Below are 23,642 nucleotides of genomic sequence, written 5' to 3' on the forward strand. Positions count from 1 at the left end.
TCAGCCGAACGGCGGGGGTGCGGCTGGTTCGAATCGCAGAACTCGGTTGCCGATCATGATTTCGGTGCCGGGTATCAGGCCCATCGGCTGGTGGGGTGGTAGGCGGATCCAGTCGCGGTAACCGGGCAGGCGGGTGCGGGTGCCATTGGTGGAACCGCGATCCACCAGGGACACATCCCAATTCACCAGCAGCACCTCGGCGTGCGCGCGGGACATGCCGCCCGAGGAATCCTCGACCTTCAACGGCACCATGCCCCGGCGGGCCTGTTCGGAATGTTCCGGATCGCGGCCGAGGACCGCGTCCGCGGCCAGCATGTAGGTCATGCCGTCGTCCAGGACCAGCATGCCCAGCGGCGGGCGGACCACCTCGATCAGCTGCTGCGTCTGATCCACCGGCATCCCGCAGACCGTGCAGAACGCCGAGCGCGGATCGCTGGGATGCGCACGCGCGCACTTGAATCCCAGCACCTTGACGGTGAGCGCGGTGGCCTTCGCGGTGGCCTCCAGCCTGCGCTGCAGATCCGGATCCGGGCGCGGGGCCGGATTGGTGCCACCCATTTGGGTCGGCGCGTGATGCGGGTCGACCGGTTCCTGCCCCTGAACCGAATCGAGCATCGCGGTAGAGGCGCGGGTCTCGGTCAGATGTTCGGCCTCGAGCTGCGGTTCGGGCTCGGGACGCTGGGTCGGTCCCGAGTCGATGCGCGCGGTCGGCGGTGGAGGCGCGTGCTCCGATCGCGCCGGTTCGGACCGGCCGCGCACCGCGTCCGACCAGACGATCGCGCCGCCCGCCTGTGCGATCCCCTCGACCAACCAGCCGATCCCCCGCTCTGCGGGCACATCCGGAATACGGCCCTTGGGGTCATCGACGAAGAGCGCGACCGCACGCGCGGGCACCGATGCGACCCGGTCCACCGTGAAGGCAGCATCACTGCCCCGATAGCGCTCGACCGTTCCGTCACCGGCGAGCACCGCGGTGACCGCACCGTGCAGGAAGATCGCCACCCCGCCGGTCTCGGCCGCGGACAGGATCCCGAAATCGATTGGCGCACCGGGACTGATCCGCTCGGCATGCGTCATCAGCCAGCGGGTTGCCGCCCGCGCGACCAGTGCGCCCGGCCCCTCCGGGTGCTGTTCGGCGGCGTCGCGCACGAGTTCGGCCAGCGATTCCAGTGCGATAACGGCGGGTGCGTCCGGAGTCGGGCGCGCATGCCCACGATGTGCGACGACCACCACCGCACCCGCGACCCGGGCGACGGCGTGACCTCCGACAACGACCTCAACCTGCCGATCCTTCAACAGTATCGGCCTTCCGGAGGTGCGCATTGCGGGGTCGTCGCCACATCGACAAGGGTATTGCAATCCAAGCCCTAAGGGGTCCCCCTCCCCGGCGTCCATCCGGTAACTTCAGATGGACATCGGGAGGAACGAGGGGCCCTGTCATGGTTAGGACTTCGCGCATCGCGCTCGCCGTGGCTTGTATCGCGGTGACCGGCGTGCTGGCCGGTTGCAGCGGCGTGCAGGGTACGCCGCTGGCGGCCGAGCAAGACGTGCGCAAACTGGAGGTCGGCACCTATCCGGTCGATCGGCACAAATACGACCAGGATGCGGGCTCGAACGGGGCGCTGGTCGAGGGCATGCGAATGTCGGAGGCCGTGGTCGCCAGTTCGAAGATCGACCCGTCGCTCACCTACGGGCGCGAAGGCAAGGTGCTCAGCAGCATCGACGATGCCGTCGAACACGTCGCGTCCGCGTCCAAGCCGGTGCTGGTGAACCGCAAGTACCTCACCGGGTACGCGACCAGCGGTTCAGACAAGCCCGATCCGCCCGGTCAGACCCGGCCGTCGGCCGACACCACCGCGATCACCAACGTCGTATTCCGGTTCCCGGACGAGGCCACCGCGAAGATCGCCGCCAGGGAACTCGAAGACGCCGACATCAACATCTCACCCGACAACCGCAAACTGACGTCGAGCAAATACCCGGATGCCTATATCCACTGGCGTCCCGGCGTTGCCAATGTCGGAACCTTCATGGCGCACAAGGAGTTCGTCATCTCGCTGTTCGTCGGGCGGCCCCGCGCGGACAGTTCGGACCTGCAGAGTTGGGTCGAGAAGACACTCGACGCCCAGGTCCCCGCGTTGGATAAATTCCAGGCCACGCCGCAGGAGAAATTCAGCAGCCTGAAGGTCGACCCGGAGGGCATGCTCGGGCGCGTAGTGGTCGCGGATCGTCGTGGGCACACCCCGAATGCCGATAACTTCGCGGTCTACGGGCCGAGTTACTTCGTGCAGTCGGCCGAGGACGAGGCCAAGACCCAGAAGCTGGTGGACGAGGTCGGGGTCGAGCGGTTCGCCATCGTCGACAACGGCTCGGTCACCCGCGTCCGCGACTATCCGGCAGCCCAGAAGTTCATCGACGGACTGATCGACGAGGTGCGCAACACCTTCGACCCGATCGACGCACCCAAGGACGTCCCGGGTGCGAAGTGCTTGCAGCTCAACAGCAAAGGCGATCCCGAGCGGCAGTACAAGTACCGCTGCTACGTCCCGTACAAGCGGTATGTCGGTGTGGTCACCAGCGATAAGGAACCGGATGTGCGGCAGAAGGTGACCGCGCAGTACGCGCTTTTGGCCAATAGCCTCTGACACCTCACTGACCGCGCCTTCGACCTGCCCTGCTCGACCAACTGCGCGCTGCCCACGGCCCAAATGATCTCCCGGCCATGGGATCCCGAATCGACTGCTCGTTTTCGTCCCGATGCCGACGGTACTGCGTCGAGTAGGATCCGGCAGAAGGGAAGCCGAATAGGGCGACGGGACAGGGGGGAACGTGAGTATGCGTGGCGGGTTCGTCGCACTACTCATGGTGGGCGCCATGACGAGCGCGAGCTGTGCTGGGAGTGTGACCGGGCATCCCGGACCCGGGCTGACGCCGGTGGATCCAAGGACCCTGAATACTGGCCCCTACCAAGCCGAACCCACCGCCTACGAACCCGACATCACCAGCGCGGCCGACGTGCGCAACGTCGAAGGGCAGCGGCTGCTCAACTATCTGACTCCCTCCTACGAGGTCGACAGCGACATCAACATCCTCGGCGACATCAAGGTGTTCTTCGATGGCAATCAGCTAGCCGAGTCGAATACTTTCCCGGAGAAGTACCGATCCGCCGCAGTCGATAACAACCTGCTGCTGGGGGTCTACGTCTCGCGGATCAACGAGAATCTCCGGAGCCGAAAGAAACTCATCATCTCGGTGCTGCGGTTTCCGACCGGCACCGCCGCGGAGAAGGCAGCCGACGATTTCGACTCGGCCACGAACTCCGATCCTGGCCGACACCAGGTTCCGATCACTGGTCATCCGGATGCCAAGGCGTCGTCACCGGATGACGTCACCGGTATTTCTTTTCTGGCTCACGGCCCTTACGTCATCATGGCGAATGTCGGCATCCCGGAACCGAATCGGGCCGCACTGACCGAAGTCATCCAGAAGACCCTGGACAAGCAGACAGCCCGGTTGGACCAGACTCAGCCCACCCCGCTCGACGATATCCTCGACCTTCCACTCGATCCGGACAGCATCATGCGGCGCGCGCTGCCCAAGGCGCCCGACTACAGCGACTCCTACATCTACGACTGGGATTTCGGCCCTTATCAACCTACCGGCGAACTGCACTTCGAACGCAACCCGGCCGAGGTCGCGAAGGCGTTCGACGCAAGCGGTGTAGATCTCGTCGCACGACGCGGCGGGGTCGTTTATCGAACCAGAGATTTGTCGGGTGCCTTCCGTCTGCAGTCCACGCTGACCAAGGTCGGAAAGAACGACGAGGTGCTGGATCCTCCACCCGGTCTGCCCGACGCCCGGTGTGTGAAGCTCGACAAGACCGATCCGTACCGTCTCTTCGACGGCTTGTGCGCTGTCGTGTACGGAAGATATGTCGGCGTAGTCATGTCGAAGATGCTCTCATCCGCTCGGGTGGACCAATCCCTGTATCAGCGTGCGGCCGCACAGTATTCAGTCTTGGCGAAGAGTGAGTAGCGAGGTCATGCGACTCCCAAACATTCTGCTGTTCCTGCTCGCCCTCGCGGTTGCGGCTACCGCCGGATGCGGCGGTAGTGACCACACGACGACTCCGACCATCGATATCTCGAAACTGGATTCCGGTAATTACCCGGTAGTTCCCCGCGACATCGAAGCGATCCGAGTATTGCGAACCGGGCCCGCGCTGGAGGCGATCCGCATCGGCAATTCGACTCCACTACCTCTCGACGTGGACGGAAGATACTCCTTCCAGCGGCTCACCAATACTGATCGTCGAATCACTCCGAATGCCACGCCGACTGTATTCTCATTGAGCGACCAAGAATTAGTCGAATCGACTCGAGGGATGGTCGCCGGATGGGATAGCAGCGGCGAGCGCCGCAAGAAACCATCCCTCGGGCGGCAGGTCAACCTCTCCCTGCTCCGGTTTCCGGACACCGCACAGGCCGAAACCGCACTTCGCCGTCTGGCCGACCGACAATCCGATAATTTACCCGGCGATTCGGTGCAACTACCCAAATTCCCGCAGGCACGGGCGAAATGGTCGGCCAGCAAGAAATATCTCGATGGATGGCTCACCCACGATGCGATGGTGCTATATGTGCACATCGAGGACCCGCTCAGCGAACCACCGGAACGGGCCCCGCTCATCGACTTCGCGCAGAAATATTTCGAAAAGCAGATCGAGATGCTGGCAAGCTACTCGCCCACCCCGATCGACCAGCTCGGATCACTCCCCCTCGACGTGGACGGCCTCCTGAGCCGGACCTTGCCGCTGGAAGAGAAGGAGCGGATCGACAAGGACTACGACAACTCGATGGTCCTACCAGTCCACGCCGCGCTACATTTCGAGAATCTCCCCGGCCTCACCAAGGCCGCTTTCGATGATTCCGGCGTAGATTTTGTATCTTTTTCCGGCGCAAGGCTATTTCGCGCCCGTGATACCGACAGCGCCACTCGCCTGCTGGCAGCTTTTGCGGAGCGGGACTCGGATGGCTACCGGAAGATCGACAGCCCGCCGAATATGCCTGCCGCACGGTGTTTTGACACCGATAACGCGAGGTCGACTATCACTCGCTATCCGCCGGTGTGCTTCTTCGCTTACGACCGATACGTCGCGCGCGTAAGCGGCCACAACCCCCAAGAGCTATACCAGCGGACTGCGGCGCAATACAAGCTGCTCGCGCACTGATGACCGGTGGTACCGGCCGGATCCGGAAACGGTTCCGGCACTGGCGAAGAGGGTGCAGTAGGATCCGGCGAGGAGCACGTGAACGGGGAGACATCCGGACGGGGGAAGTATGAGGTTGAAGGGCGCGTTCATCGCGTTACTGGCCGTGACGACCATGGCGAGCGCGAGTTGTGCGGCGAACGTGCCGGGGCATCCTGGACCGGGGCTGACGCCGGTGGATATCTCGAGTCTGAAGACCGGGCCCTACCGCGCAGAGCCAACCGCGTATGACCCTGATATCTCCTCGGTCGCCGACCTGCGCACCGTCGAGGCGCAAAGACTGTTCAACTATCTTGTCCACTCCTACGAGATCGACAGCGACATCACGGTTCTCGGCGGTGTCAAAATATTCTACGACGTCGATACCATGGTTCAGCCGGAGGCTTTCCCGGAAAAGTATCGGGCCGCGGCAGCCGACAACAACCTATTGCTCGGCGTCTATGTGTCGCGGATCAACACGAGCCTTCGCAGTCGTAAGAAGCTGATCATCTCCGTACTACGGTTCCCCACCGATGCTGCCAGCCGAAAAGCAGCCGAAGACTTCGACCGGATCACGAACCTCGATCCCGGGCGGCACCCGATCGCGATCGAGGGTCAGCCGGATGCCAGAGCGTCCTCCTCTGATGACATCACCGGCGTCGCATTCGTCGCGCACGGCCCGTACGTCATCATGGTGAATGCCGGTATCCCGGAACCGAATCAGACCGGGCTTGCCGACATCATCGGTAGAACCATAAACAAACAGACAGCGCGTCTCGACCGAACACAGCCAACGCCACTGGACGATGTACTCGATCTCCCACTCGACCCGGACAGTCTGATGCGACGCACCCTGCCTCGGGCGGCGGACTTCAGCGATCCGTTCATCCTCGACTGGGACTTCGGCTCCTATCAACCGGCAGGCGAGCTGCATTTCGAGCGCAATCCGGCCGAAGTCGCGAAGGCACTCGATGAGAACGGCGTCGATCTGGTCGCGCGACGTAGCTCGATCGTCTACCGAGCACGCGATCTTTCGGCGGCGTTTCGCCTGCAGTCGGTGCTTGTCAAGCCCGGGAAAGACGATGAAGTGCTCGATCCACCCCCGGGACTGCCCGACGCCCGCTGCCTGAAGCTCGACAATTCCGACGTTTACCGATTGTTCAACACTCTGTGCGCAGTCGTCTACGGGCGGTATGTCGCCGTTGTTCAGTCGAGTAAGACGTCCAACGCGCGAGTCGATGTCGCCCTCGATGAACGAGCGGCCGCGCAGTACTCGGTGCTGGTGAAGAGCGAGAAGTGAGACCGACCATGCGACTGCGGCACGGCCTGTTAGTGATCCTCACCGCCACCATCGCTGCCACTACCGGTTGCGGTGGTGAGGCTACGGCCCCCGCCATCGATATCTCCAAGCTGGACTCCGGAAATTATCCGACGACACCTCGGGACATCGAGGCTATCCGAACGAGCCGATCCGGAGCAGCGCTGGAGTCGGTCCGAATCGGCAGTGCCACCCCGTTGCCTCTCGACGTAGACGGCCGGTTGTCCTTCCAGCGCCGCACGAACGTCGATCGACGGATTACTCCGGAATCCCCACCGGCTTCGTATTCGCTGAGCGATGCGGAATGGGCCGATCTATCAAAGGGTTTCATCGCCGGCTGGGAGACCAGCGCCGAGCGTCGTGGTCAACCATCGCTCGGCAAGCAGGTGCAGATGGAACTGTTCCGGTTCCCCACCTCCTCCGAAGCCGAGGCCGCGGCGCGCCGCTTGGCCGACCGGCAGGCTGCGAATCTATCCGGCGATCCGGTCCAGATAACCGGCTTTCCACAGGCCCGAGCGAAGTGGTCCGTGAGTAAGAAATATCTCGACGCGTGGCTGGCCGACGAAACAACGCTGCTCTATGTACATGCCGAAGACCCGGTCAGTGAACCGGCCGAGCCCACATCACTCATCGAGTTCACCCAGAAATATTTCAGCAAGCAGATCGAAATGCTGAAGAGCTACGTGCCGACCCCGGTCGACCAACTCGGGTCGCTCCCCATCGACGTGGACGGCCTACTGAGCCGCACTTTACCGCTGGAGGATAAAGAGAAGCGCGATAAGAGCTACGATCAATCGATGGTGCTGGCGGGGCAGGCAGCACTACATTCCGAGCCGCTACCGGCTGTCGCAAAGGCCGCATTCGCTAATGCCGGTGTGGATTTCGTCTCGTATTCGGGCGCACAGGTCTATCGGACGAAGGACACCGAAGGAACAACCCGCTTGATCGCGGCCTTTATCGACGGGGACGCCGCGGGCTACAACAAGATCGACAGCCCGCCCAATTTGCCTGTGGCGCAATGCTTCGACGATAAGGATCCGAAATCGTTTTCGATTCGATATCCCCCGGTGTGCTTCTTCGCCTATGACCGTTATGTCGCACGGGTGACCGGCCACAATACGCAGGAGCTGTACCAGCGGACTGCCGCGCAGTACAAGCTGCTCACATACTGATCAAGCTAGTAGGATCCCGCGGGAACCACGCGAACGAAGGGGAGGGCGTTGAAGCTCGCAGTGAAATCGGCGCCGGTTCGGGCGACCTGGACTCTGCTCGCGGTCGGCGTCCTGGCGCTGGGCGCTGTCGGTTGCGGCACCGAGGTGCCCGGTACCGCGACGCGGGTTCAAACCGATGTGTCGAAGCTCGATGTCGGCAACTACCAGACCAAACCGCGCACAATCGGTAATGCCAAGAGCGACAAGCAGGCTCGCGCGCGCGAGGCACAGCGCCTCGCCGATTACGTCGCCTTGCCCTATGAAGCCGATCCCTCGTACATCGAAGACGTATGGAGCATTCGCTCGCACATCGTGCTCAACCGAAAAACCCTGGGCAACCTGGTTATCAACGACACTTTCGACGAGGTGGCCAAAGATCTGACCGCGGGTTGGGTCAATGCCTGGTCCACCGGTGGCGCGCCGGAGGACAAACGGCGGACCCTGAACGTCGCGGTATTGATGTTCCCGGATGCGCAGACCGCGACGACGGTCGGCCCGATGCTCGAGCACGACGACTTCACCTATAACCGCGACAATCAACCGGTTCCGATTACCAAGCACGCCAACACAACCGCGCACTGGCGACCGGATATCTCGTCCATCGGCTCCTGGACCGTGCACGACCGGTACGTCATCTTCATCAAGGTTGTGGACGACACCTCCGCACCCGACCTCCCCGCATTGACATCACAGGTCGAGCGGATGCTGGATATGCAAGTTCCGCTGCTCGACAAGTTCCACCCGACACCGGCCAACGAGCTCTCGCACATACCGCTCGATCCGCCCGGACTCCTGGGGCGGACGATCCCGAGCAACCCGGAGCAACCGTTGCGCGGCGAACCGGACGGCTTATACGAGGGCCGCGGCATGCTGACTCTGTTGAATTCCAAGCCGACCACGATGGGGACACTGGAGAAGGGCGAGGTCGATCTGGTCTCCTTCGGCGATGCGGCGGTCTTTCGCAGCAAGACCGCCAAGGGCGCGGAGGCGCTCTGGCAGGAATGGCAGCCTTCCAAGAACCTGGCGGCGAACAAGAAGATGGTCGAAGCGCCTTCCGGACTCGGCGAGAACACCGAATGTTATGCGGATCTGGTCGGATCCGGCGATAAGCAAACCGTCTCCATGAATATCTGTGTCTTCCAAGTCGACCGGTACACCGTGCAGGCATTCGGAAAGCAGTTGCAGGATCTCCATCAGAAGGTGTCGGCGCAATACGCCTTGTTGACCAGCGTGTGAGGGTGATCGCGTGAGCAAGAGACTGTGGGCAGGCGCCGCATTGGCCTTGGCACTCACCGTGGCGACGGGCTGTTCGACCTCGATCACCGGAAGTCCGCAACCGGGTCTGACACCGGTCGAGCTACGCAATCTGAAGACCGGAGCGCTGGCCACCGAACCGTCCGACTACCAACTGCATCTCAGCGACGGCAAGAAGGACGTGCGGTTGATCGAAGCGCGCCGCATGTTGAACTACCTCGTGCACCCGTTCGACGTGGACAGCGATCTCACCGACATCGGATACACCAAGCTGATGGCGGATCCCTACAGCATGACCGCGGACGGAGCCCTGCCCGAGTTCTATAAACCCGTCACCGATAAGTACGACCTCATCGCGGGCGCCTATGTATCCAGGACCAATGGCAGTCTGCGCAGCATGAAACGACTGATCATGGCCATCCTGCGCTTTCCCACCGCCGCCGACAGCACAGGCGCCGCAGCCGAATTCGATCGGATCACCAGGGAACAGCGCGAGCGCCACGACATCCAGATCACCGGCTACCCGGATGCGCGGGCCTCGTCGCCCGATGATCTGACGGTCACCGCGTTTCAGTCGCACGGCCCCTATCTCATCCTGACCAATGCCGCACTGCCGCAGCCGAATAGGGACGGCCTCGCCGACCGCGTCAAGAAGGCCATCGATCTGCAGATCGCTCAATTGGACAGGCAGCAACCCATTCCGCTCGATGATGTGCTCGATCTTCCGATCGACCCCGACGGCATCATGCGCCGGGCCGCGCCGCGCGCAAAGGATTTCAGCGATCCCTTCTTCGGCATCGCCGACTTCGGCCCCTATCAGCCATCGGGAATACTGCATTTCCAACGGAACCCGATCGAGGTCCGAAAGGCCATGGAGGACAGCGGTGTAGATCTCGTCGGAAGACGAGCGGGTACCGTCTATCGAACTCGCGATCTCGCGGGCGCTTTCAGATTGCAGACCGCATTGACCAAGCCCGGCAAGGACGACGAGATCGTCGATCCACCACCCGGTCTACCTGACGTGCGCTGCCTCCGGCTCAACGCCACGGATTCGAATCGGCTGTTCAACAGCTTCTGCGCGATCGTGTACGGACGCTATGTCGCGGTTGTCGAATCATCGACGCCCTCGACCACGCGGGTAGATCTGCGACTACAGGAACGCGCCGCGGCGCAGTACTCGATCCTTGCGAAAAGTGAGTGAGCGAATCAATGCGCCTACGCCACCGAGCCTTTGCCACGGCATTCGCACTGCTGCTCGCGACGAGCGCATGCGGCAGTGACTCCGACACTGCCGGACCGAACACACCCGCTATCGATATCAGCAAGTTGGATACCGGAAACTACCCGACCACACCCGCAGATATCGAGCAGACCAGAAACTACGAAGCGGCCGTACTCCGGGAGGCGATCCGGATCGGCAATGCCATGCCGCTCGTCATGGATGTCGACAATCGATTCATCTTCGAACCGCATCAGTACTTCAACCGCTGGTTTTCGTCGAAGTTTTCGCCGTCGTTCAGTGGATCTGGTGTGAACGGCGAAGATTTCAACTCGGTCGCGCCCGGGCTGGTGGTCGGCTGGTACACATACGGACAGCGGCGCGAGGAGTTCGATATCGGTCGCTCGGTGGCGATATACACGCTTCGGTTTTCGAACGCCGACCAAGCCGCCGCGGCCGCTCGAACCCTGGCGGATCGCTCGGTCGGGGAAGCTCTCCAGATACCCGGCTATCCGGCCGCACGGACCACTTACCGTGCCAAGACCGAACTCGGCACGCCCGCGATGTACACCTGGCTCACCAAGGGCGACCTGGTCCTGCACGTGCGGATCGACGATCCGATCAGCACTCCCTTCGACCCTGTTCCGCTCGCCGATATCACCAGGCGAGCGTTCGACAAGCAGATCGAGATGCTGAAAAACTATGCGCCGACCCCAGCAGACCAGATCGCGGCGCTGCCGCTCGATGTCGATGGTTTGCTCAGTCGGACACTCCCACTCGAAAAGGACAATATGCCGGTCGACGGGTCCAATCCGTCCGCTGTCTATCCGAAGCAGGCCGCCCTGCATCCGGAGAACTATCCGAATCTGGCGAAGGCCGCATTCGACGACGCGGGGGTCGACTATGTCGCCGTGGGCGGCGCCCACATCTATCGCACCCGCGATGCGGCCGGCGCGACCAGGTTGCTGGCAGCGATAGAGACCCAGGTCGCCGCGAAGTACGACAAGATCGACAGCCCGCCCAATCTGCCGACCGCCCACTGTTTCGATACCAAGGCGGGCACCGCCTCATGGTCCTACCCACCGATGTGCTTGGTCCCCATCGACCGGTATGTCGCCCAAATCCACGGCAGCAACGTCCAGGACATGTATCAAAGGGCGGCGGCCCAATACAAGCTATTGTCAAGCGCGCGTTGAGCGGCCGGGCATAACGTGCCCACCAGTGTGTACATGACGAGATGCGAGTCGAATACCCACCGTCGACTTGCTAGATTTTCCCGAAGGCTCGCAGTCCGGGCGTTCGACATCGTTGAGGAGGACCGAATGGCGTTGCGGCCCGGCGCAATCGTAGGCGGCTACCGGGTACTGCAGGTTCTCGGCAGCGGCGGCATGGGCACCGTCTACCTGGCGCAGAATCCCATTCTGCCGCGCCGCGATGCGCTGAAGGTCCTCAGCGCCGATCTGTCCACCGATGACGAGTTCCGGGCCCGCTTCGAGCGCGAGGCGAATCTCGCTGCCGGACTCGATCATCCGAATATCGTCGCCGTCTACAACCGCGGTGAAGAAGCCGGGCAGTTGTGGATCGCCATGCAATACGTCGATGGCGTCGATGCCTCGGACGAGGCCAGGAAGGGGCCGACGGTGATGACGCCGCAGCGGGCGCTGCGCATCGTCTCCGAGGTGGGTAAGGGGCTCGATTACGCGCACCGGCGCGGACTGCTGCATCGCGATGTGAAACCGGCCAACTTCCTGCTCTCCGCGGCCGAGGAGGGCGATGAGGAGCGGGTGCTGCTCACCGATTTCGGTGTCGCCAAATCCGCCGAGGACGGCCAAGACCTCACGGCCACAGGCAATTTCATGGCCACTGTGGCCTATGCCCCGCCCGAACAGTTGGTCGGAACCAGCCTCGACCACCGCGCCGACATCTACAGCCTCGGCTGCTCCTTCTTCAAGCTCTTGACGGGCCAGAACCCCTACCCGTCGACCATGCCGGCCGTGGTCATGATGGGCCATCTGCACGAGCCGCCACCGAAGCTGAGCGCGGTCCGGCCCGGCCTGCCGCCCGCGCTGGACGCGGTGATCGAGAAGGTGATGGCCAAAGATCCGGCACAGCGCTATGCGACGTGCCGCGAGTTCACCCAAGCGGCCGAGGCCGCGCTGTACGGCAATCAGTTCCGTGCACCCGAAGCCGGGTACTCGACAGACGTCCGCACACCGATCCCCGGGTACGGCACGAATCCCAATACGCCGATCCCGGGATACGGCACCGATTCGGGCATCCCGACCTACGCCACGAACACCGGGTACAGGCCGCTCGGACGTGAAAACACCGATCAGAGCCTCATCGCGACCCAGCGAAATGGCAACGGAAACAACCGGTCCGGCGCACGCCGTTTCCTTGTGCCCGCCATCATCGGCTTGGTGGTCGCCGCGGCCGTCGCGGCGGGCACCTTCTTCTTCACTCGCGACGGCGGGACAAACGACGCGGGCAGCCGAGACAAATTGGCCCAGGTCCGTAACGACTATCCGCAATTCGACGGGAAGACCGTGACGGCCTTCAATTACGGCAATGCCACGCTTTCGGTAGCGCTGAATCCGAGCGCACAGTCGAAATTCCTGCAGGACATCGGTTTCCGGTACAGCAGCAAGTACAAGGCCGTCGGAGATGAGAAATCACCGCGACAGCTGTCGGCCAGCAGCTACTCGACAGATATCGACACCGATATCGTCATCGTGCTGCGATCCGACAGCGAGGCGGGCAACGGTGGGCTGCGTGGCCTGCCGGGCGCGATCCTGACCAGTTCGGCCAAAGTGGTGGTGGTGGACGACCCGGCGACCGTACAGGCCTTCCAGGTATGGACCGACCAGTCGACGAATCTGTTGGCCGACAAGATGGTCCCGACCATCGCCAAAGTCGTTACGAAGTAGCACGCTGCCTCGGTGTTCGTCGGCCGCGCGGTAGACGTGACGCCGGGCCGTTCGGTAGGGTGTTCGCAGCCAGCCCACTAGCCAGTTCAGGTGGAAAAGCGAGCGAAGGGGGAAGGAGGGGAACGCTGGCAGCGACCGATGTTGCGGCACCGCGATATGAGACGTTCAGGGGGAGTCCATGCAGCCTCCAATCACGGTGTACCAGTCGATAACGCGCAGGCGACGGGACGCACAGGAGCCCAACAGGTTTTCCGAAAACTGAATGGAACCGATCGAGCCTATGAAGCGTCCAACCATATGAACAGGTCAGCTGGCACCTGCAATGTTTGACCATCAGTAGAACCAGGAGGAGCCACAGTGGCTAACACCGGCAAGCTCGAAGCGAGTCCCGAACTCATCCGCCAAAAGGCCAAGGAGTTCCAGGAGCAGCACGACAGCCTGATGGCCGCCATCAGGCAGCTGAAGACCGACGAAGACAACGTGACGAACGGTGCCAACTGGCAGGGCGCGGCCCGTGACGCGTTCAACGCGTTCATGGAGCGCTACTACTACCAGGCCGACAAGATGAACGACAAGCTGGCGGAGACCGCTGAGAAGCTCGTCAAGATGGGCACCTCGTTCCAGGATCAGGACGACGAGTTCTCCAGCAAGGTGAATGCTCAGGTTTCCAGCCTGGATCTCCCTGCCGTCTAATCATTCCCGACTTACTCCCAAGGAGACTTCCATGAGCCAGACCATCTCCGCCAATTTCGACGGCGTCGCAGAAGGCGCTCGGCAGATCGTCAAGCGTGCCGGGGACATTCAGACCGAGCTCGAGTCCTTCCACAAGAAAGTCGAGGAGTACATCACCACGTACGGCTCGGGTTCCGCGAACGAGGCATTCGGCCAGTTCCAGGCCAACTGGAACCAGATGACCATCCAGCTGAACACCACCCTGCAGGGTGCCGGCCAGCTCATCGACAAGGGCAACTCGGAGCTGCAGGGCACCGACGTCGCCCTGTCGAACATCTTCTGAGTCGAACTCGGACAATTCGAGCCCCCGGCGATTGCCGGGGGCTCGAATTTATTTATGCGCTGAGTGCAGCGAAACCATACTGGGACAACACCATTCAGGGATTGACCTGTAGCGAGGCCGCGAACTGCTCGCAGGGTTGTTTGATCGAGTCGGTGCCACCGAGGTACTGGCATCCGGTGCTGACCTGAAGTCCGTGCTCGACCAGGACGTGCCAGCTCACCGTTGAGCCGTCGCCTGGCTGTTCGGTGTAGGCGAGCCCGGACTTACCGCCGAAGACCACGTCGCGCTTCAGATCGCTCAGCTTGCCGTTGGGCTGCTGCTTCATCTGAGTTTCGAGATTGGCGGCGACCTGCTCGTATCCGGTACCCGGGGCGACCGGGGTCTGGATCAGGGTGATGCGGGCACGGGTTCCGTCCGACGGGACGAGGTCGACTCGCGATTTGGCTGGATCGATGGCCTGCGTCAGGCGCCACCCGGACGGGATCTGAAAGCGTACGCGTCCAACGGTTTCCGATGACGGCTTCGAGGTCGTCGGCGATTGGGTGACCGGCGACTGTGCGGTCGTGCCTGCGGCCGCTGATGTGCTCGCCGCCGAAGCCGCAGGAGTATCGTCCGAGCCGCCGAATGCGAATATGGCACCGGCGGCCACCGCGGCGACCACCAGCACTCCGGCAATACCAGCGATCGCATAGGCCTTGGTATTTCGGCCGGGTGGCTGCATGGCCGCGGCCCGCTGACGCAGCGGCTGCATCCACTCGGTGGTCGGCAACGGCGCGACTTCGGGCTGATATTCCGGTTCCTGCTGTGGTCCGCGCATCAGATCCGCGCCCGCGATCGGACGCACTTCGATCGCCTGTGTGCAGACCTGTTGCACCGCCGAACGAATCAGGTCCAGCTTCGCCGAATCGGAAACTCCGACGGCCTGAACAAAATCGGCTGGCTGACCCGCGAGCACGCGATCGATGAGCTCGCACAGATCGTAGAAGCCACTCGACTCCGGATCGACATCGGCGACCGCGAGATTCGGTTCGTGTTCACACGATTCGATTCGAATACCCTGATGGCTGCGCACCACCGCGGTCGCGGTGGTCGAGAGCGGGCCGCATTCCAAGACGACCGTGCGACGGCTGCGGGCGGTGCCGACATCGGCGATCACCGCGCGAATCGCCATGTCCTCGAACACCACATCCGCGGCGAAGCGGCGGGCGGCCTCGGCGAATACCGCTCGCCGACGACCACCCCATTCGGTCGGACATACGACGGTGAGCTGCGCACACGGAACCGGGACACCTAGGTTGCGCATTACGGTGCCGACTACCGAGCCCATCGCCTCGGCGAGACTCGGCACGCGCGGCAGCAAGGCGATCCGATCCGCCGCGATGTACTGGACGGCTGAGCTGACCTGTGTCGGCGGCGTAAGTGGCTCGCCGACAACGAGATCGCCGTTGCTGCCGAGCACCACCGACGGCGGCACATCCCAATGTGTGGCCGGACCGCGCGCCCATATTCGGGTGTCGGTCACCACCAGATCGACGTTCGACATCACTCGGCCGGTGGCATCCAGGCCAGCTGAATCAAGCCCTCGGTATTGCGCGTGACGTATGTGCCACGCCCAGGCGGTTTGATACCGGGGCGGGTGGTGCCGAACAGCACGCCCTCGTCCTTATTACAGCTCATGACCAGAGCGGCCGAACCGAGATCCTTCATGCGCGCCACCGTCGCCTCGTACATGGCCCGGCTGGCACCGCCGGAGCGCCGCGCGATGATCACATGGAAACCGAGATCACGCGCATGCGGCAGGTGGTCGACCAGTGCCGACACCGGATTGCCGCTGGAGGAGGCGACCAGGTCGTAGTCGTCGACGATGACGTACAGCTCCGGACCACGCCACCACGAGCGGTCGCGCAACTGCTGTGGCGTGACGTCGGGTCCCGGCGTCCGCTGCGCGACATAGGCGGCGAGATCGGCCATGTTCTGGGTGAACTGCGGTGCGGTGGAACCGTATCCGGCGAGGTATCCGTCTGGCACGAGTCCCAGCATCGACCGTCGGTAGTCGCCGAGGATGAAACGCGCCTGATCCGGGGTATTCGACGCCGCGATGCTCTCGATGATCGTCCGGAGCAATGTCGTCTTACCGCTCTCGGTATCACCGAGGACGATGAAGTGCGGGCTCTCGTTGAAGTCGAGATAGACCGGGGCCAGCTCGGACTCGTTGATACCGAGCGGAATTCGCATGCACTTGACGTCCGGGTCGACCTGCGACGGCCAGTTGCCCGCGAGCTGCAGCAACTGCTCGCGCGGCAGCAGTTCCGGCAGCATCCTGGCCGCGGGCGCGGGGCGGCCCGGGGTCAGCCGGGCGATGGTCGCCACCGCATCGGCGACGGCCTGGCCGAGGTTGTCCTGATCCGCGCTTCCATCGATGCGCGGCAGACCGGTCAGCATGTGCAGGCACTCGGGCGTCATACCGCGTCCCGGACGGCCCTGCGGCACAAGCGAAGCGAACTTGCGGCCGAGATCGGAGTCCATGGGGTCACCGAGGCGGAGCTCGATGCGGGTGCCGATCTGGTCTTTCAGAGCGGGGCGTGCCTCGGCCCAGCGCGCGAGGGCGATGACCACGTGGACGCCGTAGGACAGGCCCTGCACCGCGAGATTCATGATGGGCTGCTCGAGGGGGTCGAAGTCCTGGCGGATGGAGCCGAAGCCGTCGATGACCAGGAAGACATCGCCGAAGGGGTCCTCGTGCGCACCGGCTGCACCGGGACTGCTGGCCGGATCCATGGCGCGCAGGCGACGGAATTCGGTCATCGACTCGATGCCGAGTTGACGGAACCGAGCCTCGCGCTGGCGGACGATGGTGGTCATCTCGGCGATGGTGCGGCGGACCTTGTCCTCGTCGAGACGGCTGGCCACCGAGCCCACGTGCGGCAGGGCTTCGAGGCTGGCCAGGGTGCCGCCACCGAAGTCGAGGCAGTAGAACTGCACCTGTTCGGCGGTGTGGGTAAGGGACAGAGCCATGATCATGGTGCGCAGAGCCGTCGACTTGCCCGACTGCGGGCCACCGACGACCGCGACATTGCCTCGCGAACCCGACAGGTCCACGACGAAGGGGTCGCGGCGCTGGTCGTAGGGGCGGTCGACGATGCCCATGGGCGCGCGCAGGGTGGCGACGGCGGAGTATTCGCCGGTGAGCACACTGCGTGGGATGAGTTGGTCGAGGGTGGGGGCCTCTTCCAAGGGCGGGAGCCAGATCTCGTGGGCCGGGCGGCCGTGGCCGGTGATGCGGGAGGCCAGCATATTGAGATTGGAGATTTGTTCGCCGTCGTCGGACTGCGGTTCGGGATCGTGCGACGGCTCGGACGGCAGCGGGACCCGGTCGATGGTGCGGAAGTCGACGTGGGTGGCGGTGAAAGGGCGTGCCTTGATGTCGATTTCGCCGCCCGCGACACCGGCCTGGGTGACCTCCCGCTGGGAGCCGCCGCCGACGTAGGGGCCGGAGACGTAGGAGGCCTGGAAGCGCTGGATCTCACCGGAGTCGGACTTGAGGTAACCACCGCCGGGGACGCCGGGCAGGTTGTAGGCGTCGGGGACGCCGAGGACCTGTCGGGATTCGTTGGCGGAGAAGGTCTTCAGACCGATGCGGTAGGAGAGGTGGCTCTCCAGCCCCTTCAGCTTGCCTTCTTCGAGGCGCTGCGAGGCCAGCAGCAGGTGCACGTGCAGCGAGCGGCCGAGGCGGCCGATCATCACGAACAGTTCGGCGAAATCCGGGTGCTGGGTGAGCAATTCGGAGAACTCGTCGAGCACCACGAACAGTGCGGGCAGCGGGTCCAGATCGGCGCCCGCGGCGCGCGCCTTCTCGTATTCGGAGACGTTGGCGAAGTTGCCCGCCTGGCGCAGTACTTCCTGGCGGCGGTTCATCTCACCGGCCAGGGCGTCGCGCATACGGTCGACGAGGTCGGCTTCCTCTTCGAGGTTGGTGATGACGGCCGCGACGTGCGGTACGCCGTCCAAGCCGAGGAAGGTCGCACCACCCTTGAAGTCGACGAGCACCAGGTTCAGCTGGTCCGGCGAATGGGTCGCCAGCAAGCTGAGCACCAGGGTGCGCAGGAATTCCGACTTACCGGAACCGGTTGCGCCGATGCACAATCCGTGCGGGCCCATACCGCTTTCGGCGGCTTCCTTGATATCGAGTTCGATGGGCGCACCGTCCGCGCCGACACCGAAGGGCACGCGCAGCCGCTCGCGGCCGTATCGGGGACGCCAGGCGTGCTCGGGATTGAATGTGCCGATATCGCCGAGCTTCATCAGCTGGGTCCAGGTCGAGATCACTTCGGCGTCATCGTGTTCGACATCGCTGCTGCGCTGGGTCGCGGCGCGGTACGGCGCGAGTCGGCGCGCGACCTGCTGGGCCTGCTGCGGGCTGATCCGGTCGATCAGCGCGAAACGCTCCTGGTTGCCAGTAGCGCCGCGACCGACGCATTCACCGTTCTCGACGACCATCTTGATGCCGCGCGAAACCGCCAAACGCGGCGCGTAGCCGCACAAGTCGATGATGGTCACGCCCTCGTAACCGGATTCGCGAAGTTGGTCTTCTTCGGCCTCGAGCAGACCGCCGTCGACGACAATGACGATATGCACCAGGTTGGCGTTGGCCGGCTGGTTACGGGAGTAGCGAACGCGGTTGGCCAGCAACGGATGCAGGCCCGCGGTGGCCTCCCGGATCGAACCGTAGAACATGCGCTGGGTGCCGATGCCGTCCTGCGCGTCCGGATGCTGGGTGTGCGGTAGCCACTTGGTCCACTCCCATTCGCGGGCGGTGTCCGGGCCGCAGACGACGGCGATGAGCACCTGGTCCGGCGCCTGGAACATGCACAGCTGCAACAGCATTGCTCGGGTCATATCGCGCGCCTCGGCGCGGTCGCCGTCCAGTGCGATGGTCGCGAAGCCCTTGACCGCGATCGCGGTCGGCAGATCCGGAACGGTGGAGTGCGCGCGCACGAAGCGACGCAGCGAAACCGCCGCGATCGGCTCCAATTCCTCGACCGGACCGGTCTCCGGCGCGACCAGACGGGTGGCCAGGCGCTGTCCGCCGGTGCCGATGCGGGCGTGGCAGAAGTCTTTGTCCCCGGCGCGGCGTTCCCACATGCGGGAAGTTCCGGCCAGCATCCAGATCAGAGCCGGCTCCGGATGGCTCCATTCGACGGAAGCGCGCTGCTGCGTGGCGGTTTGGTCGACGTCCTTGCGGACCTGATCGAGGTAGCGCAGATAGTCCTTGCGGTCCTCGTTCGCCTCGGCCGCCTTCTGCCCCTTGCCGCCGCCCTGACCGGCGAACATGCCGACCATGGAGACGACCATCATCATCGGGAACATCATGCTCATCGGGTTCGACGTGATGCTGCTGCCGCCCTGGGTGAACATCAGCGCCATCATGCCGACCATGCCGACGACCATCACGACCGGCATCAGCTTCGATACCAGGCTGCCCGGTGTCACCCTTGGGATTTCAGGCGGCGGCTGCAGCGTGACCTCGCCACCTGGCGAGCGCGGCATCTCGCGACGCGCGCGCCGCTGGAACCGGACGGTACTCATCGGACGAGATCCCCCTCTTCGCAAGCTGCGCTTTTTCGGCCTCAGTGTAGAGGCCACAGCTGACATGTCGTACAGTTCGACCAGCATTCTGCTGCCCGAACGGTGGGTTCGCAAGCTTGGCCCCCTCGCTCACGGGACGCGGAAATACGAGGTAGAGACCGAGTTGGGGGAAGCTTGACGCACGCGCGACTTGACCACATCGACGAAGAATCCTCGCGCGGCATCGTCCGTGCGCCCGACCTTGCCCGGGTCACGATTCTCGCGAAGCACACCCAGGTGGACATGGCGATTCCGGTCGATGTGCCGGTCGCGCTGGTGATCCCGAGTGTCGTCGATATGGTCGCTCAACACAGCCGCACCAACGATTTCGACAATGAGGGGGAGCGCTTCGAGCCCGCCGAATGGGTGCTGGCCAGGATCGGCCATCCGCCCTTCTCCAATTCGCTGAGCCTTGGTGAGCACGGTGTGCGCGACGGCGAGTTGCTCATGTTGGAGAGTGCCTCGCATACCGCGCCGACGCCGCTGTTCGACGACATCATGTACAACGTCGCGATCGCCGACGCCGATCACTACCGCAGCTGGACCCCGAAGGTCGCGCGGATCACCGGTTCGGTGCTCGCAGCGCTGACCATGATCGTCGGCTGCCTCGGTCTTCTGCTGTCCAAAGACGCACTGCCGGGCTGGATCAGCGGTTCGCTCGGGTTGACCGTGGCGATTCTGCTGGTGGTCGCGGGCATGGTGCTCAGCAGGATGTACGGCGACATCTCGACCGCGCTGGTGCTCGGCGGCTGTGCGCTGCCCGCCGCGTTCACCGCCGGAATGCTTTACGTGCCCGACGATTACGGCTGGGCGCATCTGCTGCTCGGTTCGGTATTGGTCGGCGCGACAGCGGTTCTCGCGTGGCGCGTCACCGGCGTCGGGCTCGCGCTGTTCATCGGCGCGGCAACGCTCGCGGTGTACGCGGTCCCCGCCGCGCTGGTCGGCGTGCTCACCGACCAGCCGGAGAAGGCCATCGGCGCCGTCGTCGCCGCGGTCGGACTCGCGGGTCTTTCGCTCGCGCCGCGGGTTTCGATGCTGCTGGCCAGCCTTCCGCTGCCGCCGGTGCCCTCCCCCGGCACCCCGATCGACCCGACCGAGGACGATCCGGACGATCACCGCGCGCTGCCGACCATGGACGCGCTGCGGGTGAAGTCGGAACGGGCCCGGATGTACCTGGCCGGACTCGTCTCGGCGACCACACTGCTTTCTGTGGCGGGTGCGTTGGCGGGCACCGACCCCGGCGCGCAGGATCCGTATTGGCCGGGTATCGCGCTGGCGCTGGTGACCGCCGTGGTGCTGATGTTCCGCAGCCGGACCTACGCGGGTGCCGAACAGGCCGTGGTGCTGATCGCGGGCGGCGCGTCGATCGTGCTGATCATGATGGTCGGCGTCGCCGTCGGCATGGAACAGCCGCTGGCCGTCTTCGGTGCGGCGATGGTGGTGCTGGTCGCCGCGCTGATTCTCGGCATCATCATTCCGAACCAGTCCGCGACACCGCCGATGCGCCGTGGCGTCGAATTGCTCGAGTACGCGTTCGTGGCCGCCGTGCTGCCGCTGGTGTTCTGGGTGGCCTCGCTCTACTCGCTCGTTCGCGGGCTGTGAACAGGCAGCTGCGCGTCGCGGCGGCAGCCGTGGCGTTGGGCCTGAGCGCGTCGCTCGGGCTGGGGGCCGGTGCGGCTACCGCGGATCACCCGCCCGCGGTGAATCCGGGTCTGCTGCCCGCTGGCGATCCGGCCGCACCACCCGAAAAGACCGAGCGGCCAGCGAATTCCGATTGCTCGAATACGGTGTCCGGCGGTGAGGGCGCGACGATTCCCACCGCGCAGCGCTCCCTCGATCTGGACAGCGCGTGGCGGTTCTCCAAGGGTGAGGGCCAGACCGTCGCGGTCATCGATACCGGCGTCGCGCGGCATCCCCGGTTGCCGGGACTGATTGCCGGTGGCGACTTCGTGGCGAACTCGGGCGACGGCACCGAGGACTGCGATGGGCACGGCACTTTTGTCGCGGGCCTGATCGCCGCCTCGAAGATCGACGGCCAAGGATTCTCCGGTGTCGCGCCGGAAGCACGCATCATGACCATCCGTCAGACCAGCAAGATGTATCAAAAGGAAGGCCGGTCCAGGGAGCGCAATCCCGACGACCTGCCCGAGGGCTACGGCAATCTGGCCACCATGGCCTCGGCGATCCGGCGCGCGGCCGATGCGAACGTGAGCGTCATCAATATCTCCGAGGTGTGGTGCGGCTCGTCCAATGACGTCGACGGATCCATCGGCGCGGCAGTGCGATACGCGACGCTGGAGAAGAACGTGGTCGTGGTCGTGGCGGCCGGAAACCAGGACGGCTCGTGCAAGACCGAACAGCAGATCATCGATCCGCTGAATCCGTCCGCCGATCCGTGGAGCAATGTCAAGGTCAATGTGAGCCCGGCGCGCTGGGACGACTATGTGCTCTCGGTGGGCTCGATCGATTCGAACGGCGCGCCGTCGAAGTTCACGGTGCCCGGGCCATGGGTGAGTGTGGCCGCGCCGGGCGAGAATATGGTTTCGCTCGACCCGCGCGGTACCGGGACCGCGACCGGCACCGTGAATCAGCAAGGGCAGCAGCAGGCGATGAGCGGTACGAGCTTCGCGACGCCACTGGTATCCGGTGTGGTCGCGCTGGTACGGGCCCGCTTTCCAGATATGAGTGCGTTGGATGTGGTCAAGCGGATGCAGGCCACCGCGCACGCGCCCGCCGAGGGGTGGAGTCCGTATATCGGCTACGGCGCGGTCGATCCGGTCGCGGCGCTGACCGATGAGGTGAGCAGCACGCCGCTGCCGCCCAAGCGGCCGAGCCCGGCCAAGAGCGCCCAGCTCGCGGTGCCGAAACCGGCTCCGCCGCCGGACAATCGGGCCCGCGATGTCGCGCTGATCGGCACCGGGATAATCGGAACCGCCTTGGTGCTCGGCTACCTCGCCTCCTTCCCGATCCGCCGCCGGTTCGGCGTCAAGTCGGACGATATGTAGCGTCTTCGTGGCAAACGGCGGTACATAGGGTGTCGCACCCGATCGATACAGGTAGTTCCCATGCACGTAGCACAACACGACGGCGGGCAACCGAGCCGTAGACAAGCCTGGGAACGCGCGAGCGGCATCCCGATGCTGGTGCTCGCCGTGCTCTTCATCGGTGTCTACGCCTGGCATGTGCTGGATACCGGAGCGTCACCGCGACTCGATGCCTGGCTCGAACGGGTCGACATCATGATCTGGGCGGCATTCGTCGCGGACTTCGGCATCCGGACCTGGCTGTCCACCAATCGCTGGCGATTCGTGCGCACGCATCCGCTGGAGCTGTTGATCGTGCTGCTGCCGCCGTTTCGTCCGGTGCGGTTACTGCGCGCGGCATTGTTGGTGCTCGATCAGCTCAACCGCAATCGGGTGACGCGCGCTCGCCTCGCCATATTCGTCGGCACGAGTTCGGCACTCACGCTGGTGCTGTGCAGTCTGGCCTTCTTCGATGCCGAATACGGCGCGCCCGACAGCAAGATCCACAACTTCGGCGATGCCTTGTGGTGGTCCATGGTGTCGGTGACCACGGTCGGCTACGGCGATGTGTATCCGGTGACCGTACAGGGCCGCATGATCGCACTGATCCTGATGACGCTCGGCATCGGCCTGATCAGCTTCGCCATCGGCACCACGACCAGCTGGGTGATGGACCAGCTGAAGTCCGTCGAGGTGACCGCCGACCGCACCGAAGTGGAGATCGCGATGCTGGTCGACGAAATCCGTGCGCTACGAAGCGAAGTCGCCGAGTTGCGCGCGGCCACGATGGCCGAGAACTAGC

General features: G+C 64.1%; 17 protein-coding genes. 14 read left to right on the top strand and 3 right to left on the bottom strand.

The window, feature by feature from the left end; genetic code table 11:
* Complete coding sequence (locus NP3_RS07395; protein WP_157124172.1) at positions 1-1,296, bottom strand: FHA domain-containing protein; 1,296 nt, start codon at positions 1,294-1,296, stop codon at positions 1-3.
* A 143-nt stretch (positions 1,297-1,439) separates the two neighbouring features.
* Between NP3_RS07395 and NP3_RS07400 the strand changes: the two genes are divergently transcribed.
* From NP3_RS07400 to NP3_RS07450, 11 genes are all read left to right on the top strand, one after another.
* On the top strand, positions 1,440-2,645 hold the full coding sequence (locus tag NP3_RS07400) for a DUF7373 family lipoprotein (RefSeq protein ID WP_063039095.1): 1,206 nt from the start codon (positions 1,440-1,442) through the stop codon (positions 2,643-2,645).
* Between the two features lie 229 nt (positions 2,646-2,874).
* A complete protein-coding gene (locus NP3_RS07405) occupies positions 2,875-4,035 on the top strand; it encodes a DUF7373 family lipoprotein (RefSeq protein WP_157124173.1) in 1,161 nt (386 codons plus the stop codon).
* A 7-nt stretch (positions 4,036-4,042) separates the two neighbouring features.
* A complete protein-coding gene (locus NP3_RS07410) occupies positions 4,043-5,230 on the top strand; it encodes a DUF7373 family lipoprotein (RefSeq protein WP_063039099.1) in 1,188 nt (395 codons plus the stop codon).
* A 109-nt stretch (positions 5,231-5,339) separates the two neighbouring features.
* Positions 5,340-6,548 (top strand): DUF7373 family lipoprotein, encoded by a 1,209-nt coding sequence (locus NP3_RS07415; protein ID WP_063039100.1) that lies wholly within the window; start codon positions 5,340-5,342, stop codon positions 6,546-6,548.
* Positions 6,545-7,738, top strand: coding sequence for a DUF7373 family lipoprotein (locus tag NP3_RS07420; protein ID WP_157124175.1), 1,194 nt, complete (start codon positions 6,545-6,547; stop codon positions 7,736-7,738). The genes NP3_RS07415 and NP3_RS07420 overlap by 4 nt, the downstream gene beginning before the upstream one ends.
* 48 nt (positions 7,739-7,786) lie before the next feature.
* Positions 7,787-9,013 carry a DUF7373 family lipoprotein gene (locus NP3_RS07425; RefSeq protein ID WP_063039104.1) on the top strand — a complete coding sequence of 409 codons (1,227 nt, stop codon included), beginning with the start codon at positions 7,787-7,789 and terminating at the stop codon, positions 9,011-9,013.
* Between the two features lie 10 nt (positions 9,014-9,023).
* Entirely contained in the window at positions 9,024-10,232 is a 1,209-nt protein-coding gene (locus tag NP3_RS07430) for a DUF7373 family lipoprotein (RefSeq protein ID WP_063824710.1), read from the top strand.
* Complete coding sequence (locus NP3_RS07435; RefSeq protein WP_063039108.1) at positions 10,229-11,446, top strand: DUF7373 family lipoprotein; 1,218 nt, start codon at positions 10,229-10,231, stop codon at positions 11,444-11,446. The genes NP3_RS07430 and NP3_RS07435 overlap by 4 nt, the downstream gene beginning before the upstream one ends.
* A gap of 126 nt (positions 11,447-11,572) precedes the next feature.
* Positions 11,573-13,177: a serine/threonine-protein kinase gene (locus NP3_RS07440; protein ID WP_063039110.1), complete on the top strand. Its 1,605-nt coding sequence runs from the start codon at positions 11,573-11,575 to the stop codon at positions 13,175-13,177.
* A 357-nt stretch (positions 13,178-13,534) separates the two neighbouring features.
* Positions 13,535-13,870 carry a WXG100 family type VII secretion target gene (locus NP3_RS07445; protein ID WP_063039111.1) on the top strand — a complete coding sequence of 112 codons (336 nt, stop codon included), beginning with the start codon at positions 13,535-13,537 and terminating at the stop codon, positions 13,868-13,870.
* Positions 13,871-13,901: 31 nt separating this feature from the next.
* Positions 13,902-14,192, top strand: coding sequence for a WXG100 family type VII secretion target (locus tag NP3_RS07450; RefSeq protein ID WP_063039113.1), 291 nt, complete (start codon positions 13,902-13,904; stop codon positions 14,190-14,192).
* Between the two features lie 94 nt (positions 14,193-14,286).
* On the opposite strand, the gene NP3_RS07455 is transcribed toward NP3_RS07450, so the two are convergent.
* Together NP3_RS07455 and eccCa are read right to left on the bottom strand one after the other, a co-directional pair.
* Positions 14,287-15,735: a type VII secretion-associated protein gene (locus NP3_RS07455; RefSeq protein ID WP_063039115.1), complete on the bottom strand. Its 1,449-nt coding sequence runs from the start codon at positions 15,733-15,735 to the stop codon at positions 14,287-14,289.
* Positions 15,735-19,778: a type VII secretion protein EccCa gene (gene eccCa, locus NP3_RS07460; protein ID WP_063039116.1), complete on the bottom strand. Its 4,044-nt coding sequence runs from the start codon at positions 19,776-19,778 to the stop codon at positions 15,735-15,737. Before eccCa ends, NP3_RS07455 begins: the two co-directional genes overlap by 1 nt.
* Before the next feature lie 174 nt (positions 19,779-19,952).
* On the opposite strand from eccCa, the gene eccD reads away from it, so the two are divergent.
* From eccD to NP3_RS07475, 3 genes are read left to right on the top strand one after another with little or no spacing between them, the layout of a single operon-like run.
* Complete coding sequence (gene eccD, locus NP3_RS07465; RefSeq protein ID WP_063039117.1) at positions 19,953-21,419, top strand: type VII secretion integral membrane protein EccD; 1,467 nt, start codon at positions 19,953-19,955, stop codon at positions 21,417-21,419.
* Positions 21,416-22,822 carry a type VII secretion-associated serine protease mycosin gene (gene mycP / locus NP3_RS07470; protein WP_245720849.1) on the top strand — a complete coding sequence of 469 codons (1,407 nt, stop codon included), beginning with the start codon at positions 21,416-21,418 and terminating at the stop codon, positions 22,820-22,822. Before eccD ends, mycP begins: the two co-directional genes overlap by 4 nt.
* A gap of 60 nt (positions 22,823-22,882) precedes the next feature.
* A complete protein-coding gene (locus NP3_RS07475; RefSeq protein WP_063039118.1) occupies positions 22,883-23,641 on the top strand; it encodes a potassium channel family protein in 759 nt (252 codons plus the stop codon).
* The last annotated feature ends 1 nt before the right edge of the window (position 23,642 follow it).

This window comes from Nocardia pseudovaccinii NBRC 100343 (assembly GCF_001613225.1).
GTDB lineage: Bacteria > Actinomycetota > Actinomycetes > Mycobacteriales > Mycobacteriaceae > Nocardia > Nocardia pseudovaccinii.